The following is a 15,448-nucleotide window of genomic DNA, read 5'->3' on the forward strand; positions in this document are numbered from 1 at the left end:
TCATGAAGTTGCCGGCCAGCGGCCGGCCCTACCGCGTTGCGGCCGGGGTCACCCGGGCCCCGCTACAATCGGTGCCATGCACGTTTACCTGCAACATCCCGACGCCGGTGCCCAGGCACCGCGCTTCCTGCGCCTGAGCCTGCAGACGGACCTGTTCGGCGGCTGGGAGCTGCTGCGCGAGAGCGGTCGCGTCGGTGGTCGCTCGCAGCTGCGGCGTGAGCTGTTCCTGCAGGCCGACGAAGCCCGCCATGCCTTCGAGAAGGCCCGCGATGCCGAACTGCATCGCGGCTTCCAGATTCTTCCGCACGGCGACTGACGCCGCTGCCAACTTTCGCCCAAGGAATGCTCATCGTGACCAGCCCTCTCCGCAACGATCGCCTGCTGCGCGCCCTGCGCCGCGAACCGGTGGACTGCACCCCCGTCTGGCTGATGCGCCAGGCCGGCCGCTACCTGCCGGAGTACCGCGCGACCCGGGCCAAGGCCGGCAGCTTCCTGGCCATGGCCAAGAACCCGGAGATCGCCTGCGAAGTGACCCTGCAGCCGCTGCGCCGCTTCCCGCTGGACGCTGCGATCCTGTTCTCGGACATCCTCACCATTCCCGATGCGATGGGGCTGGAGCTGTACTTCGTCGAAGGCGAAGGCCCGAAGTTCCGCCACCCGGTGCGTGATGAAGCGGCCATCGCCAAGCTGGCCGTGCCGGACATGGAACATGACCTGGGTTACGTGATGGACGCGGTGCGCCTGATCCGCCGCGAGCTGGATGGCCAGGTGCCGCTGATCGGTTTCTCCGGCAGCCCCTGGACGCTGGCCTGCTACATGGTGGAAGGCGGCGGCAGCAAGGACTTCGCGCGCATCAAGGCGATGGCACTGAACCATCCGCAGGCGCTGCACCGTCTGCTGGAAGTCACCACCGAGGCGGTCATCGCCTACCTCGGCGCGCAGCGCGCAGCCGGTGCGCAGGCGCTGCAGGTGTTCGACACCTGGGGTGGCGTGCTGTCGCCGTCGATGTACCGCGAGTTCTCGCTGCGCTACCTGCAGCGCATCGCCGAGGGCCTGGAGCGTGGCGAAGGCAGCGAGCGCACGCCGCTGATCCTGTTCGGCAAGGGCACCGGCCTGCACCTGGAGGCGCTGTCGCAGACCGGTGCCGATGCGCTGGGCCTGGACTGGACGCTGGACCTGGACGAGGCGATGCGCCGCACCGGTGGCCGCGTTGCCCTGCAGGGCAACCTCGACCCGACCACGCTGTATGCCTCGCCGGATGCAATCGCCGCCGCCGCCGCGCGCGTGCTCGACACCTATGCCGCCGGCAATGGCGGCTCGCGCGAGGGACATGTATTCAACCTCGGCCACGGCATGTCGCCGGACATGGACCCGGCGCACGTGCAGGTGCTGGTCGACGCGGTGCACGCGCACAGCCAGCGCTGAGCATCCGGCATGCCGTCACGGCGCGACCTTGATCGCGCCGTGACCCGCAGTGCGCGATCATGGCGTCCCCCACGTCGCACCGGCCACACCCCATGTCCACATCGCCATCGACCTACAACCGCCAGCGCCCCCTGCTCTGGCTGGTTTCGCTGGCGATCTTCATGCAGATGCTGGACTCGACCATCGTCAACACGGCCTTGCCGGCGATGGCGGCCAGCCTGGGCGAAAGCCCGCTGCAGATGCAGTCGGTGGTGTTCAGCTACGCGCTGGCGGTAGCCACCTTCATTCCCGCTTCCGGATGGATCGCCGACCGCTACGGCACCCGACGCACCTTCCTGGTGGCGATCATCCTGTTCACCCTCGGCTCGCTGGCCTGCGCGCTGGCCCAGCACCTGCACCAACTGGTCGGTGCGCGCGTGCTGCAGGGTATCGGCGGTGCGATGCTGCTGCCGGTCGGCCGCCTGGCAGTGATGCGTTCGGTACCACGCGAGGATTTCCTGCGCGCGATGAGCTTCATCGCCATCCCGGCCCTGGTCGGCCCGTTGATCGGCCCCACGTTGGGTGGCTGGCTGGTCGAGATCGCATCGTGGCACTGGGTGTTCCTGATCAACCTGCCGATTGGCGTGATCGGTTTCATCGCCGCGATGAAGATCATGCCCGACCACTACGCCAGCCATCGCACCCGTTTCGACCTGCGCGGCTACATCATGCTGGCCTTTGCGATGGTGGTGCTGTCGCTGGCGCTGGATGGCATCTCCGGGCTCGGTACGCCACACGCGCTGGTGATGCTGATGACCGTGGCCGGCCTGGCGGCGCTGGTGGGTTACTGGCTGCACGCCGCCAACTCCACCGCACCGTTGTTCTCGCTGGCACTGTTCCGCGTACCCAGCTACCGCATCGGCATCCTTGGCAACCTGTTCTCGCGCATCGGCAGCAGCGCCATGCCGATGCTGATCCCGTTGCTGCTGCAGGTCGGCCTGGGCTTGGGCCCAATGAACGCCGGCCTGATGATGGTTCCGGTGGCGGCCGCCGGCATGGTGTCGAAGAAGCTGGCGGTGAAGCTGGTCGAGCGCTACGGCTACCGCCGCGTGCTGATGGTCAACACCGTGCTGGTGGGCCTGGCGATGGCCAGCTTCATCCTGATGACGCCCGGCCAGCACCTGGCCTGGCGCCTGCTGCAGCTGGCGTTCTTCGGTGCGGTCAATTCGCTGCAGTTCACCGTGATGAACACCGTGACCCTGCGTGATCTGGACCGCGAGTTCGCCAGTTCCGGCAACAGCCTGCTGTCGATGGTGATGATGCTCGCAGCCGGTTTCGGTGCCGCCGCCGCGGGCAGCCTGCTGGCCGCGTTCGGCAATCACCTGGACAGCGACAGTGCGACGTCGGCGCTGCACGCCACCTTCCTGTGCGTGGGTGCGATCACCCTGACCTCGACGATGATCTTCTGGCAGCTGCCCGACACCAAGCCCGAACCGCGGCAGGTCGAGCACGTCGCGGAGTGAGGGGTTCGGCAGGGCCTGCGGCCCTGCACCCGCAGAGGCCGAAGCAACAGCAACAGCAACAGCAACAGCGAGCATTCCGTGGGTTGGCGGGGTGATGCGGGCTTGCAGGACACGCCGTAAACCCATCCATGGGGGCTCGATGGCGCCATCCATGGCGCCAACGGTCCTGCAAGCCCACACCGCCCCACCTCTGACAGGTTCACGCGGCTGTGGGTAACGGCGACTGTTGGAACACGCGGTTGTTGGTAGGTGTCGACCTTGGTCGACACATCTGTCAGATATCGAATTCCAGATTGGGGTCAGGGCCTGTTGCGCAGCAACCGGATCCACCCCGCCATCCCACGGAATGCAGGCTTTTGACGTTGACGTTGATTCTGCAGGTGCAGGGCTGCAAGCCCTGCAATAAACCCTACCTGCCCATGACCCGGGCGATCGCTTCCACCAGCAGTTCGCCGGTCACCGGCTTGCGCAGGAAGCCACCGATGCCGGCCGCTTCCACCTGCTGCTGCAGATCCGGGTCGGTACGCGCGGTCACCGCCAGCAGCGGCAGCATGTAGCCCTGGTTGCGCAGGTGCTGGGCCAGCTCGAAGCCACTCAGGCCCGGCAGGTCAAGGTCCAGCAGGCCGACGTCGAAGTCACCGGCGCTGATCTCGCGCAACGCCGCCAGCGCGTGGCCGGCATGTACCACGTCATGCCCACGCGCGCTCAACAGTCCGCGTACCACGTCAGCCACGGTGGCGTCGTCCTCCACCAGCAGCACCCGCAACGGTGGCATGTTCGCCGCCTCCTCACGGTGCGCTTCGCCAGCGGCTTCGGCGTCGGCGTCGACCACCAGCGGCAACGGCAAGGTCACGCCGAAACAGGTGCCCCGCCCCAGCTGACTCTCAACCTGGATCCGGCCCTGCATGGCCTGCGCCAGCTCGCGGCAGATCGCCAGGCCCAGGCCGCTGCCGCCGTACTGCGCGGCGGTGCGCGCACCGTCTGCCTGCTCGAAGCGGCGGAACAGGCGTTGCTGTTGTTCCTGGCTGATGCCCGGACCGGTATCGCGCACCTCGAAGTGCAGCGCGCGCAGTTCGCCATCACTGCGCGCGTGCAGGGTGATGGTCCCGCGGCTGGTGAACTTCACCGCGTTCGACAGCAGGTTGAGCAGGATCTGGCGTACCCGCATCGCATCACCGGTCGCCTGCAGCCCCGGCGGCAACTGGTTGTCCAGGGTGAAACGCAGGCCCTTCTGCGCGGCCAGCGGTCCCATCAACGCGGCCAGGTCCTGCAGCAGGCGACTCAACGCGAACGGCTTGGACTGCAGTTCCAGCCTGCCCGATTCGATCCGCGCCAGGTCCAAGGCGTCATTGACCAGATGCAGCAGGTGTTCGCCGGCATGGCGGATCGACTGCGTATAGCCGCGCTGCTGCGGATCCAGCGGCGAGGCCAGCAGCAGTTCGCTCATGCCCAGCACACCGGTCATCGGCGTGCGGATCTCATGGCCGAGGTTGGCCAGGAAACGGGTCTTGGCGGCGGAGGCCTGTTCGGCCAGCTCCTGCTTGTGCAGCGCCAGCTGGTAGGCATGGCGACGCTGCAGGCGGCGGCGATACAGCCAGGCGAACCAGCTGGTCAGCAGCAGTGCGATCGACGCCAGCACCAGCAACCCGGACAGGCTGCGCCACCATGGCGGCTGCACGCGGAATTCGAGGCTCTGCACGCGCGACCAGACATGGTCGGCCGAGCGCGCCTGCACTTCCAGGCGATAGCTGCCCGGCGGCAGCCGCGAGAACAGGCGCTCACCGGCCGGCCCCACTTCAACCCAGTCCGGGTCGTAGCCGGCCAGCCGGTAGCGATAGGTGTTGGAGGCCGAATCCGCAAACGACAGCAGGCGCGCGACGATGCGCAGGTCACGGTCGCCATCGGCAATCTGCAACGGCGTGTCATGGGTCAGGTCCAGCACCTGCTCGTTGCGGCGCACCTCGACACGCTCGATCACCAGCGGTGCACGCCGCACCGACGGCCGCACCTGTTCCGGGTCGAACACCACCACGCCGGCCGGCGTGCCCGCCACCAGGTGCCCGTCGCCCGAGGTCGTCAGTGTGTGCTCGCGGAACTCCTGGCTGGGCAGGCCGTCATGCACGCCATACAGACGCACGCTCTGGCCGTCGGCACCCACCCGCACCAGCCCGCGTGCGCTGGTCGCCCAGGCCACGCCCTGCGCGTCGACCACCAGGCCAGAGGCAGAGATTGCCGGATAGCCCTGCTCGGCACCGATCACGGCCTGCCGTTCCAGGCGCCCCTGGCTCCAGCGGTAACGCGACAGGCGCCCGTCTTCGGACAGCCAGACCTGGCCATCGCGGCCCACGTGCAGTGCGTGGATCGCCGTAGCAGGTGCACCGGGCACCGGCTGGAATCGTTCGCTCTCCGGCAACCACTGCAGCAGGCCACGGCTGCTGGCCAGCCAGATGTGGTCCTGCGGGCCACATTCCACGTCAAGGTTGAGCTGGCCCTGCTGCAATCCACGCTGGCCATTGTCCAGCTGCCGGCGCAGGCGCCCATCCAGATCACGCTGCTGCAGGCCGGCCGGAAGCATCAGCCAGAGGCTGTCGCCATCGCAGGTCATCATCGATTCGATGACCCCTTCCATGGTCGCGTCGGCGCCAGCATCACGCCCCCACCGGCGCAGGTCGCGACGCTTGGGGTCGTAGCGCATCAGCGCGTCGGTCGAGCCGATCCAGACCTGGCCACGCCGGTCCTCGCGCACCGAGGTCAGCCAGTACATGCCATTGACCCAGGTCCGGTGCTGCTCGATCCTGCCGGTCTTCGGGTCGAAACGGTCCAGCGCGCCGTGGCTGCCCACCGTCCAGATACCGCCATTGCTGGAGGGACTGGTCCCGAGCACGAAAGCATTGCGCAGCGAACTGGCATCGTCCTCGAGCCGCGACAGCACCGAGAACTGCCACCAGCGCGGCAGCAGGTGCCACAGGCCTGCATTGGTGCTGGCCAGCCAGATGCCGCCTTCGCGGTCCTCGTAGGCGCCGGTCCAGTTCGGTCGTACCGGGCCGCGCGCAACCGCGCTGTACAGCGGAACGGTCTGGTACTGGCCATCCACGGCCCGGCCCAGGCCACTGCGGGTATCCAGCCAATGCCCGCCCTGCTCGTCGCGCAACATCATGCCGAGCACCTGCTCGCCCTGCGGCAGCTTCCACGGCAACGTTTCGAAACGACCATCGGGACGACGCACGGTGGCGCCGGCCATCGTGCTGATCCACAGGCTGCCGTCAGGTTCGCTGGTCAGGCCATTGATCAGCAGGCTGGGAATCACGTCGGCGCCGATGCGCTCGAAATCGGTGCCGGTCCAGCGCGCCACGCCATGCTTGGTGCCGATCCACAGGCTGCCATCGGCCAGCGTGACCAGGTACGGCACCGACGCAGCAGGCAGGCTGCGCGGATTGTTCGCCTCCGGCAGGAAGCGCTGCAGGCGGTCCTGGCTGTCCAGGCGGTACAGGCCGCCTTCGTGGGTACCGAACCAGATCGAACCGTCCGGCGTGGTTGCCAGGCTCCAGATGGTGTTGGTGCCCATTAGCGGCTGGCTGCTGCGGTCGTAGAAATGCAGTTGCCGGCGGTCGGCCGACATCCGCACCAGGCCGGCGTTCTCGGTACCGATCCAGAGTTGGTTGCGTGCGTCCACCAGCACCGTCCAGATGCGGTTGTCGCGCAGCCCGTCTTCCGAGCGCCAGATCCGGTAGTTGCGGCCGTCGTAGCGGGCCAGGCCGTCATTGGTGGCGATCCACAGGTAGCCGTAGCGGTCCTCGGCCATGCGGTTGACCGTATTGGACGGCAGGCCATCGAACACCGTCACCTGGCGCGGGCTCGGCGGTACCGGCTGCGCCGCAGCTGGCGACAGGCAGCACAGGAGGACCAGCAGCAGCATCGCCGCCCGCAGATACACCACCGATTGCCTCCTCACGCTGCTTCTGATGGATTCCCGCGCTGCGGGCGTCGGCATGGTAAACCGAAAGTCACGTTGTTAACGTCTGGCACCGACGCTTTCAATGGGCAACTTGTCGTTTTGCGCGAGCCTGGGCAATCGCGGTCACCAGCAGGTCGCCGGTGACCGGCTTGCGCAGGAAACCATCGAAACCGGCCGCCAGCACCTGGCTTTCGGCGTAGGCGTCGGAGCGTGCGGTTACCGCCACCAGCGGTAGTTCATAGCCCATGGTGCGCAGCTGGCGGGCGATCGCGGTTCCATCCAGGGCAGGCAGGTCGAGGTCGAGCAGGCCGACATCGAAGCCATCGGTAGCGATCTCGGACAAGGCTCCCAGCCCGTGCAGCACATGCACCACCTCGTGGCCACGGCCACGCAGCAGGCCAGCGATGACCTCGGCCACGGTGGCATCGTCTTCGACCAGCAGGATGCGCAAGGGCGGCAGTACCGGCAGCGCCGGGGAGTCGCCCTGCGCGTTGGCCGCCTGCCGGGTCCACGGCAACGGCAGGCGCACCTGGAAGCGCGCGCCCTTGCCTGGCTGGCTGTCCACTTCGATGCGCCCGCCCATCGCCACCGCCAGTTCCTGGCAGATCGCCAGGCCCAGGCCGCTGCCACCATAGCGTGACGCCGTGCGCGGCCCCTCTGCCTGCTCGAAGCGATGGAACAAGCGCTCCTGCTGCTCGGCATTGATACCCGGACCACTGTCGTGCACCTCGAAGCAGAGGCCAGCACCGTTGTCATCCAGCCGCACGGCCAGTCCAACATGGCCACGTTCGGTGAACTTGATCGCATTGCCCAGCAGGTTGAGCAGGATCTGGCGCACGCGCATCTCATCACCGCTGACGCTGATCGGCCCGGGCGGATCGTCGCCCCGCTGGAAGGCCAGCTGACGCTGCCGCGCCATCGGCTGCATCAGCGCCTGCACCTGGTCGAGCAGGCCGCCCAGGTCGAACGGACGCAGGTCCAGCTCCAGCCGCCCAGCCTCGATGCGGGCCAGGTCCAGTGCATCGTTGACCAGCCGCAACAGGTGGCTGCCTGCCTGCTGGATCGAGCCGGCGTAACTGCGCTGTACCGGATCCAGCTGCGTGGCCAGCAGCAGCTCGCTCATGCCCAGCACGCCTGTCATCGGCGTGCGCACTTCGTGGCCCAGCGTGGCCAGGAAACGGCTCTTGGCCTGCGACGCCTGCTCGGCCAGCTGCTGCTTGTGCACGGTCAGCTGCCACTGCTGGCGGCGACGCAGGCGCGCCCGGATCGACCACACCAGGGTCACCAACAGCAACGAACCAAGGAGGATATAGCCGAAGATCGCCATGCCGCTGCGCCACCACGGCGGCAGCACCTTCACCTGCAGTCGCTGTGATGGTGTCCATGCGCCGCTGGCGGTCGCCGCCTGCACTTCGATGACATAGCTGCCGGTGGGCAACCGCGAGAGCGTGCGCTGGCCATCGCCGCCCTGCTCGACCCAGTTCTGGTCGTACCCTCGCACCCGGAAGCGATAGCGATTGCCCTGCGGGTTGGCGTAGGACAGCAGCCGCGCGTCGATCTGCAGATCACGGTCATCCGGCCCCAGCAGCAGGGTGCCGGTGTTCGGCAGCGGCTGCCAGCCGCGGGCGTCATCACGGCGCACGCGTACCTCGGCAATCACCAACGACGAAGGCGGCAAAACCGCGTCAACCGAGTTCACATCGAATGCGACCAGGCCGGTCTGGCTCACCGCCAGCACACGACCATCGGCATTCACCGCCGGTGGCCGGCTGGTGAACTCGGCATCGGACAGGCCATCGCGTTCGTTGAACTGCTGCAGTCGCCGCGCCTTGGGATCCCAGCGCAGCAGCCCACGCGGCGTGGTCGCCCACAGGCGACCGTCATCGGCCAGCGCCAGCCCGCCCATGCTGACCGCGGGCACACCGGCACCACCATCAACGCGCTGGATCAGGCGCAGGCTCATGCCATCCCACTGGTAGCGCTCGAGCGCGCCCTGCCGGGCCAGCCACAGCTGTTGCGGATCAATCCACACCAGGTCGTAGATGAGCCCACGCGAGACACCCGGCACTGCTTCGAATCGTCCCGCGTGCTCACGCCAGATGCCCATGTCGCCCATCACCCAGGCCTGGCCACGGGCATCGAAACGGATCTGCTCGATCGGTGAATCGGCGGTGCCGCGGATGTCATCCAGCGGGAAACTGCGCAGCAGCCGGCCATCGGCGCTGCGCTGCTGCAGGCCCAGGTTCATCACCGACAGCCAGACCGTGCCATCCGGTGCCTGCCGCATCAGATCGATGCGCTGGCGCAGGTCGGCGCCGCCGTCGATGCGCCAGTCGTGCAGCGCACGGCTGGCCGGATCGTACACGCTGATGCGGCCTGCACGGCCCAGCCACAGGCGCCCGTCCGGCCGCGGCAGCACCGACCACACCGCCCCGCTGCCGATCTCGCGATCGCTGGCCAGCAGGCGCAGCGTGCCCTGCGCATCCAATTGGTACACACCATGCGCCGAGCCGACGTAGTAGTTCCTGCCGTCGCTGGCGGCGCTCAGCAGATACTGGCTGTCCAGCGGTTTGCCATCGAGCTGGTTCCAGATCGAGAAGCGACGCCAGTCCGGCGGCAGGTAGGCCAGGCCCTGGGTCAACAGCGCCACCCACAGTCCCCCTTCATGGTCCTGCAGCAGATCAAGCACACCGCTTTGCGCAGTCAGGAAGCCGCTGCCACGGTCCCCCTCGAGCCGGCGCAGCGTACTGGCATCGCCACGCAGCAGGCCATCGGACGTACCGGCCCAGTAACCGCCCTGGCGATCGGCCAGCACCAGTGCCGAACGCAGGCTGGCGCTGTCGGCCCAGCGCGGACGACTGACCCGGTCCTGCGCATCGATGCGGTACAGGCCCTCGTTCTGGCTGCCGACCCAGATCGAGCCGTCAGGATCCTGGCTCAGCCGCAGCACGCTCAGCGTACCCAGCTCGCGTGGGGCCACCGCCTCGAAGCTGCTACCGTTCCAGCGCGCCAGCCCCGCTTCGGTGCCGATCCACAGACGGCCCTTTGCATCGACCAGGCTGCTGAAGATGGTGTTGCTGGGCAGTCCACCGGGATGCGCCGGATCATGCTGGAAGAAGCGCAGGCTGCCGTCCTCGCCGAAACGGCAGACACCATGGCCGCTGGTGCCGATCCAGAGGGCGTCCTCGGCATAGGCCAGGGTCCAGAACTGGCTCATGCACGGACCATTGACCGTGTCGAAGGTCTTGAAGCGCTCGCGATCGGCATCCAGGCGTGCTACACCCTTGCCGTTGATACCCACCCATACGCGATCCAGCGGATCGACCAGCAGGGTCTCGATCTCGTTGCCGGGCAGCGAGCCCGGCTGATCCGGATCGTGCTCCCAGACCCTCAGGCCGCCCCCGTCGTAGCGCACCAGGCCGCCGTCGGTAGCCGCCCAGATATGCCCCTGGCGATCCTCGGCCAGGGCCAGCACCATGCGCGACGGCAAGCCTTCGGCGGCACCAAAGCGGCGCAGGCGCGGTGTTTCCGCCATGTCCAAGGTGGCTGCTGTCACGGCAAACGCCATCAGCAGCAGCCCCATACCCGCGATGCCTTGGCACCACAGGCGCCAGCCGCTCGTCATCCTGAACCCCCTGTCCTGTCCCGATTGTCACACAGGGGCAGGTCCATCGCTGCAACAGCCTGTTTCCAGAGGCAATACCACCACGAACTGTTGCAGCCGTGCACGCAACGTTGGCAGGGGGCTATGCGTATGATCGCAGCGTACCCCCTTCCGGAACCCGCCATCGATGCGTCCCTGCCTGGCCCTGCTGCCGATGATGCTCGCCACAGCGCCCGCTTGGGCGGACGCAGACACCTATCGCCTCGACCCAGTACATACGCGGGTACTGTTCGCCATCGACCATGCCGGCTACTCGCAGGCGATGGGGACGGTCTCCGGCAGTGAGGGCCGCCTGCAGTTCGATCCCGACAACTGGCGCGAGGCTACGCTCGACGTCGAAGTCCCCGTGTCGCGATTGGACCTTGGCGATGCCAAGTGGAACCAGGCCACGCTGGCCCGCAGCCTGCTCGATGGCGAGCGCTTCCCGAGCGCGCGCTTCGTCTCCACCCGGGTTGAACCGATCGATGCCAGGCGTGCCCACGTGATCGGCACCCTGACCCTGCGCGGGGTCAGCCAGGAGGTCACGCTGGACGTGACCCTCAACGCCATCAAGCGCTACCCGCTACCCCCGTTCCGACGCACCGCCGGTTTTTCCGCCAGCACCACACTGAGCCGGCGTGCGTTCGGCATCACCGCCTGGCCGGGCGTCATCGGTGATGCAGTACAGCTGAGGATCGAGGCTGAAGCCACCCTCGACCGCAGCGACGCCCCGGGAACTCCCGCTCCCGTTCCGCACTCCGATCCCAAGACGGCCCGCTAGAGGACCCTTCATGACCGCCAAGAACACCCCCGCCGCCTGGGGGAGTGTCAGCCAGATCCTGCATTGGTTGATCGCATTGCTGATCCTCGCCCTGGGCGTGGTCGGCCTGACCATGGGCGAACTGCCCAAGACCCCCAAGTATTTCTGGGTCTACACCGCGCACAAGTCGATCGGCATCACCGTGCTGGCGCTGGTGCTCTTCCGCCTCGGCTGGCGCGTGTATGCCGGTGCGCCCAAGCCGGTGCCGGGCGTGCCCAGCTGGCAGGAACGCATCGCCAGCGCCACCCACGTGCTGCTCTACGTGCTGATGTTCGCCATCCCGCTGTCGGGCTGGCTGTACGACTCGGCCAGTGGCCTGCGCCCCTTCCGCTGGTTCGGCCTGGTTGATGTGCCGAAACTCAGCGGCCCGGACCCGCAGGTCGTGGCGGTGTCCCATGCCATCCACGAATACGGCTTCTGGCTGTTGATCGCGGTGGTGCTGGCCCATGCCGGTGCTGCCTTCTACCACCACCTGTTCCAGCGCGATGCAACGTTGTCCCGCATGTTGCCGCGCGGCTGGCTCGCCTCCCCTCACAAGGACTGATCGATGAACCTGAAACTGACCACTCCGGCCGCCGTGGCCGCCGCCCTGGCCGGCATGCTGGCCACCGCCCCGGCGCTCGCCGCCGACTACGCGCAGGCGCCTGGCACCGGCTCGATCCTGGTGTTCGCCACCAAGTACGACGGTGAAGTGTTCACCGGCAGTTTCCCGGGCTTCGCCACCAAGCTCAGCTTCGACCCGGCCAATCCGGCCGCTGGTTCGCTGGACGTGGTGATCCCGCTGGCCGGCGCCAAGAGTGGCAACAGTGATCGCGACTCGACCCTGCAGACCGCGGACTTCTTCAACGTCGGCAAGTTCGCCACTGCGCGCTACACCGCCAAGGGTTTCCGTGCGGTGGGCAACGACCAGTTCGCTGCCGACGGCACGCTGGAACTGCGCGGCGTCAGCAAGCCGGTCACCCTCACCTTCACCTGGAAGCCGGGCACCCAGCCGGTGCTGACCGGCAAGGCCACGGTCAAGCGCCTCGACTTCGGCGTTGGCGGCGGCGACTGGGCCGACACCAAGACCATTCCGGACGAAACCGCGATCAGCACGATCGTGAAGTTCGACGCGAAATGAGTAACGGCCGGGGCACCGCCCCGGCCATCATCTCCGGTAGTGCCGGCCGCTGGCCGGCACTACCGATCGACAGCCAGCCAAGCCTGAACCGTGGCCGCATCGAATGGCCAGTCCAGCTCGCGCCCGCCGCGCTCGTCGCGCAGCACAGGCACCCGCGCGCCGTAGCGCGCTTCCAGCGCCGGCTGGTCATCCAGGAACACCGATTCGAACTCCGGCGCCCTGGCCTTGGCCAGCTCGGCCAGTGCCATGTCGCACAGGTGGCAGTCGTCACGCTGGAACAGAGTCAACACCGGATGGGTCTCCTTGGCGGAAATGCTGCGCCGCAGCCATGGAAGTGCGGCGTGAACCGCTAGAATAGCGGTCTCTTCCGGTACCCGCAGTACGGCAACCATGGCTGTCAGCACGTTCGACGTTTTCAAGATCGGCATTGGCCCGAGCTCCTCGCACACCGTCGGGCCGATGAAGGCCGCCGAGCGATTCATCCACCGTTGGCTGCTCGATCCGGGCCGCCTGCACGAGGTCGCGCGCATCCGTGCCGATGTCTACGGCTCGCTGGCGCTGACCGGCCGCGGCCATGGCACCGACAAGGCGATCCTGCTGGGCCTGGAAGGGCAGCGGCCAAACCTGATCGACCCGGACATCATTCCGGCCACCCTGGAGCGCATCCGCAGCAGCAAGCGCATCCAGCTGATGGGCCAGCACGAGATCGCCTTCGACGAGAAGCGCGACCTCGGCATGAACAAGCGCCAGAAGCTGCCGTACCACACCAACGGCATGCGCTTCACCGCGTACAACGCCGAGGACGAAGTGATCGCCACCCGCGATTACTACTCCGTCGGTGGTGGCTTCGTGGTCAACCAGGACGACGCGGCCGATGACCGCATCGTGCCCGACGAAACCCCGCTGCCCTACCCGTTCAAGAGCGGCGACGAGCTGCTGGCGCAGACCGCGCGCAGTGGCCTGAGCATCGCCCAGCTGATGTTCGAGAACGAGAAGTGCTGGCGCAGCGAAGACGAGATCCGCGCCAACCTGCGCGAGATCTGGAGCGCGATGCAGTCGTGCGTGAGCCGCGGGATCCGTGAAGAAGGCGTGCTGCCGGGCGGCCTGAAGGTGGGCCGTCGTGCACCAGCGCTGTACCGCGAGCTGTCGTCGAAGCCGGAAGCGGCAATGCGCGATCCGCTGACCACGCTGGACTGGGTCAATCTGTACGCGCTGGCGGTGAACGAAGAGAACGCCGCCGGTGGCCGCGTGGTGACCGCGCCGACCAACGGTGCGGCCGGCGTGCTGCCCGCCGTGCTGCATTACTTCGACCGTTTCTGCCCGGGTGCGAACGAGCAGCGCGTGTTCGACTTCCTGCTTACCTCGGCGGCGATCGGCATCCTGTACAAGGAAAACGCCTCGATCTCCGGCGCCGAAGTGGGCTGCCAGGGCGAAGTGGGCGTGGCCTGTTCGATGGCAGCGGGCGGTCTGGTTGCCGCACTGGGTGGCAACCCCAGCCAGATCGAGAACGCCGCGGAAATCGGCATGGAACACAACCTGGGCCTGACCTGCGACCCGATCGGTGGACTGGTGCAGATCCCCTGCATCGAGCGCAACGCGATGGGTGCGGTGAAGGCGATCAATGCCTCGCGCATGGCGATGCGTGGCGACGGCAAGCACAAGGTGTCGCTGGACAAGGTGATCAAGACCATGCGCGATACCGGCCGCGACATGCAGGACAAGTACAAGGAAACCAGCCGCGGTGGCCTGGCGGTGAACGTCATCGAGTGCTGAACGCCCGGGGTAGAGTCGACCGTTGGTCGACTATCGCGCGCAGCGCGGGCTTTTCGCTGGTTGTCGGGAAGGCAGTCGACTAACAGTTGACTAACAGTCGACTCTACCCGGTCGAATCTGCCCCGCCGGACGACACCGTCACCGCGTTCCGGTTAGGCTCGGGGCTCCCTCGCCCCGGATTGCCCCATGCGCGTAACCGCCGCCGCACTGCTTGCCTGCCTGCCGCTATCCGTCGCTGCCGCACCGACCTATGGTCCGCGGCTGGAGGGCTTCGACTACGGCTATCCAGTCAAGACGTTCGCACTGGAATCACAGCGGCAGCCCGTGGAGATGGCCTATCTGGATGTCCTGCCCAAGCGCCGCGCCATCGGCGTGGTGGTACTGCTGCACGGCAAGAATTTCTGCGCAGCCACCTGGCAGCAGACCATCGCGCCGCTGCTGAACGCCGGTTACCGGGTCATCGCTCCCGACCAGGTGGGCTTCTGCAAGTCCAGCAAGCCCGAGCGCTACCAGTACTCGTTCGCGCAGCTGGCGGCCAACACCCATGCGCTGCTGCAGCAGTTGCAACTGGAGGACATGCCGGTGCATCTGGTCGGCCATTCGATGGGCGGCATGCTGGCGGTGCGCTATGCGCTGATGTACCCGCAGGACCTGCGCAGTCTGTCACTGGTCAACCCGATCGGACTGGAAGACTGGAAGGCGCTGGGCGTGCCATGGCGCAGCGTGGATACGTGGTACGCCGGCGAACTGAAAACCAGTTACGACAGTATCCGCCGCTACCAGCTGGACGTGTACTACGACGGCCAATGGAAGCCGGCCTATGAAACCTGGGCGAGGATGCAGTCGGGCATGTACGAAGGCCCGGGCAGGCAGGCCGTCGCGTGGAGCCAGGCCCTGGCCTCGGACATGGTGTTCAACCAGCCGGTGGTCTACGAGCTGAAGAACCTGCAGGTGCCGACCACGCTGTTCATCGGCCAGAAGGACCGCACGGCGATCGGCCGTGACCTGGCGCCGCCGGAACTGAAGGCGACGCTGGGCAACTATCCGGTGCTGGGCAAGGCGGCGGCCGAGGCGATTCCGGGCGCGACGCTGGTCGAGTTCTCCGAGCTTGGGCATTCACCGCAGGTCCAGGACCCGAAGCAGTTCAATGCGGCGTTGTTGAATGCGTTGAAGTCGCGTTGAGATTGCGGGTCCGCCGGGCATGGCCCGG

Annotated in this window: 11 protein-coding genes; 8 read left to right on the forward strand and 3 right to left on the reverse strand. The window is 67.3% G+C overall.

Features of this window, described 5'->3' with window-relative positions:
- Positions 1-76: 76 nt before the first annotated feature.
- From AC13GA_RS18025 to mdtD, 3 genes are all read left to right on the forward strand, one after another.
- Positions 77-316, forward strand: coding sequence for a WGR domain-containing protein (locus AC13GA_RS18025; protein WP_046985073.1), 240 nt, complete (start codon positions 77-79; stop codon positions 314-316).
- 26 nt (positions 317-342) lie between these two features.
- Positions 343-1,425 carry a uroporphyrinogen decarboxylase gene (hemE, locus tag AC13GA_RS18030; protein ID WP_478473869.1) on the forward strand — a complete coding sequence of 361 codons (1,083 nt, stop codon included), beginning with the start codon at positions 343-345 and terminating at the stop codon, positions 1,423-1,425.
- 92 nt (positions 1,426-1,517) lie between these two features.
- Entirely contained in the window at positions 1,518-2,927 is a 1,410-nt protein-coding gene (gene mdtD, locus AC13GA_RS18035; protein WP_482998697.1) for a multidrug transporter subunit MdtD, read from the forward strand.
- 409 nt (positions 2,928-3,336) lie between these two features.
- On the opposite strand, the gene AC13GA_RS18040 is transcribed toward mdtD, so the two are convergent.
- A complete protein-coding gene (locus AC13GA_RS18040; protein ID WP_482998698.1) occupies positions 3,337-6,864 on the reverse strand; it encodes a hybrid sensor histidine kinase/response regulator in 3,528 nt (1,175 codons plus the stop codon).
- A gap of 97 nt (positions 6,865-6,961) precedes the next feature.
- On the reverse strand, positions 6,962-10,507 hold the full coding sequence (locus tag AC13GA_RS18045) for a hybrid sensor histidine kinase/response regulator (protein ID WP_482998699.1): 3,546 nt from the start codon (positions 10,505-10,507) through the stop codon (positions 6,962-6,964).
- Positions 10,508-10,673: 166 nt separating this feature from the next.
- Between AC13GA_RS18045 and AC13GA_RS18050 the strand changes: the two genes are divergently transcribed.
- The 3 genes from AC13GA_RS18050 to AC13GA_RS18060 are packed head-to-tail and all read left to right on the forward strand — an operon-like array spanning position 10,674 to position 12,465.
- The gene (locus tag AC13GA_RS18050; protein WP_046985068.1) at positions 10,674-11,306 is read left to right on the forward strand and encodes a YceI family protein; all 633 of its coding nucleotides are present in this window, start codon (positions 10,674-10,676) and stop codon (positions 11,304-11,306) included.
- Positions 11,307-11,316: 10 nt separating this feature from the next.
- Positions 11,317-11,889: a cytochrome b gene (locus AC13GA_RS18055; RefSeq protein ID WP_295556176.1), complete on the forward strand. Its 573-nt coding sequence runs from the start codon at positions 11,317-11,319 to the stop codon at positions 11,887-11,889.
- Between the two features lie 3 nt (positions 11,890-11,892).
- Positions 11,893-12,465 carry a YceI family protein gene (locus AC13GA_RS18060; protein ID WP_046985067.1) on the forward strand — a complete coding sequence of 191 codons (573 nt, stop codon included), beginning with the start codon at positions 11,893-11,895 and terminating at the stop codon, positions 12,463-12,465.
- Positions 12,466-12,524: 59 nt separating this feature from the next.
- Here AC13GA_RS18060 and AC13GA_RS18065 read toward each other — a convergent pair whose 3' ends face one another.
- Positions 12,525-12,755: a glutaredoxin family protein gene (locus AC13GA_RS18065; RefSeq protein WP_136639085.1), complete on the reverse strand. Its 231-nt coding sequence runs from the start codon at positions 12,753-12,755 to the stop codon at positions 12,525-12,527.
- A 100-nt stretch (positions 12,756-12,855) separates the two neighbouring features.
- Between AC13GA_RS18065 and AC13GA_RS18070 the strand changes: the two genes are divergently transcribed.
- A complete protein-coding gene (locus AC13GA_RS18070; RefSeq protein ID WP_046985065.1) occupies positions 12,856-14,238 on the forward strand; it encodes an L-serine ammonia-lyase in 1,383 nt (460 codons plus the stop codon).
- A 186-nt stretch (positions 14,239-14,424) separates the two neighbouring features.
- Positions 14,425-15,420 carry an alpha/beta fold hydrolase gene (locus AC13GA_RS18075; protein ID WP_482998700.1) on the forward strand — a complete coding sequence of 332 codons (996 nt, stop codon included), beginning with the start codon at positions 14,425-14,427 and terminating at the stop codon, positions 15,418-15,420.
- The last annotated feature ends 28 nt before the right edge of the window (positions 15,421-15,448 follow it).

This window comes from Stenotrophomonas sp. 22DLJC03 (genome assembly GCF_056861405.1).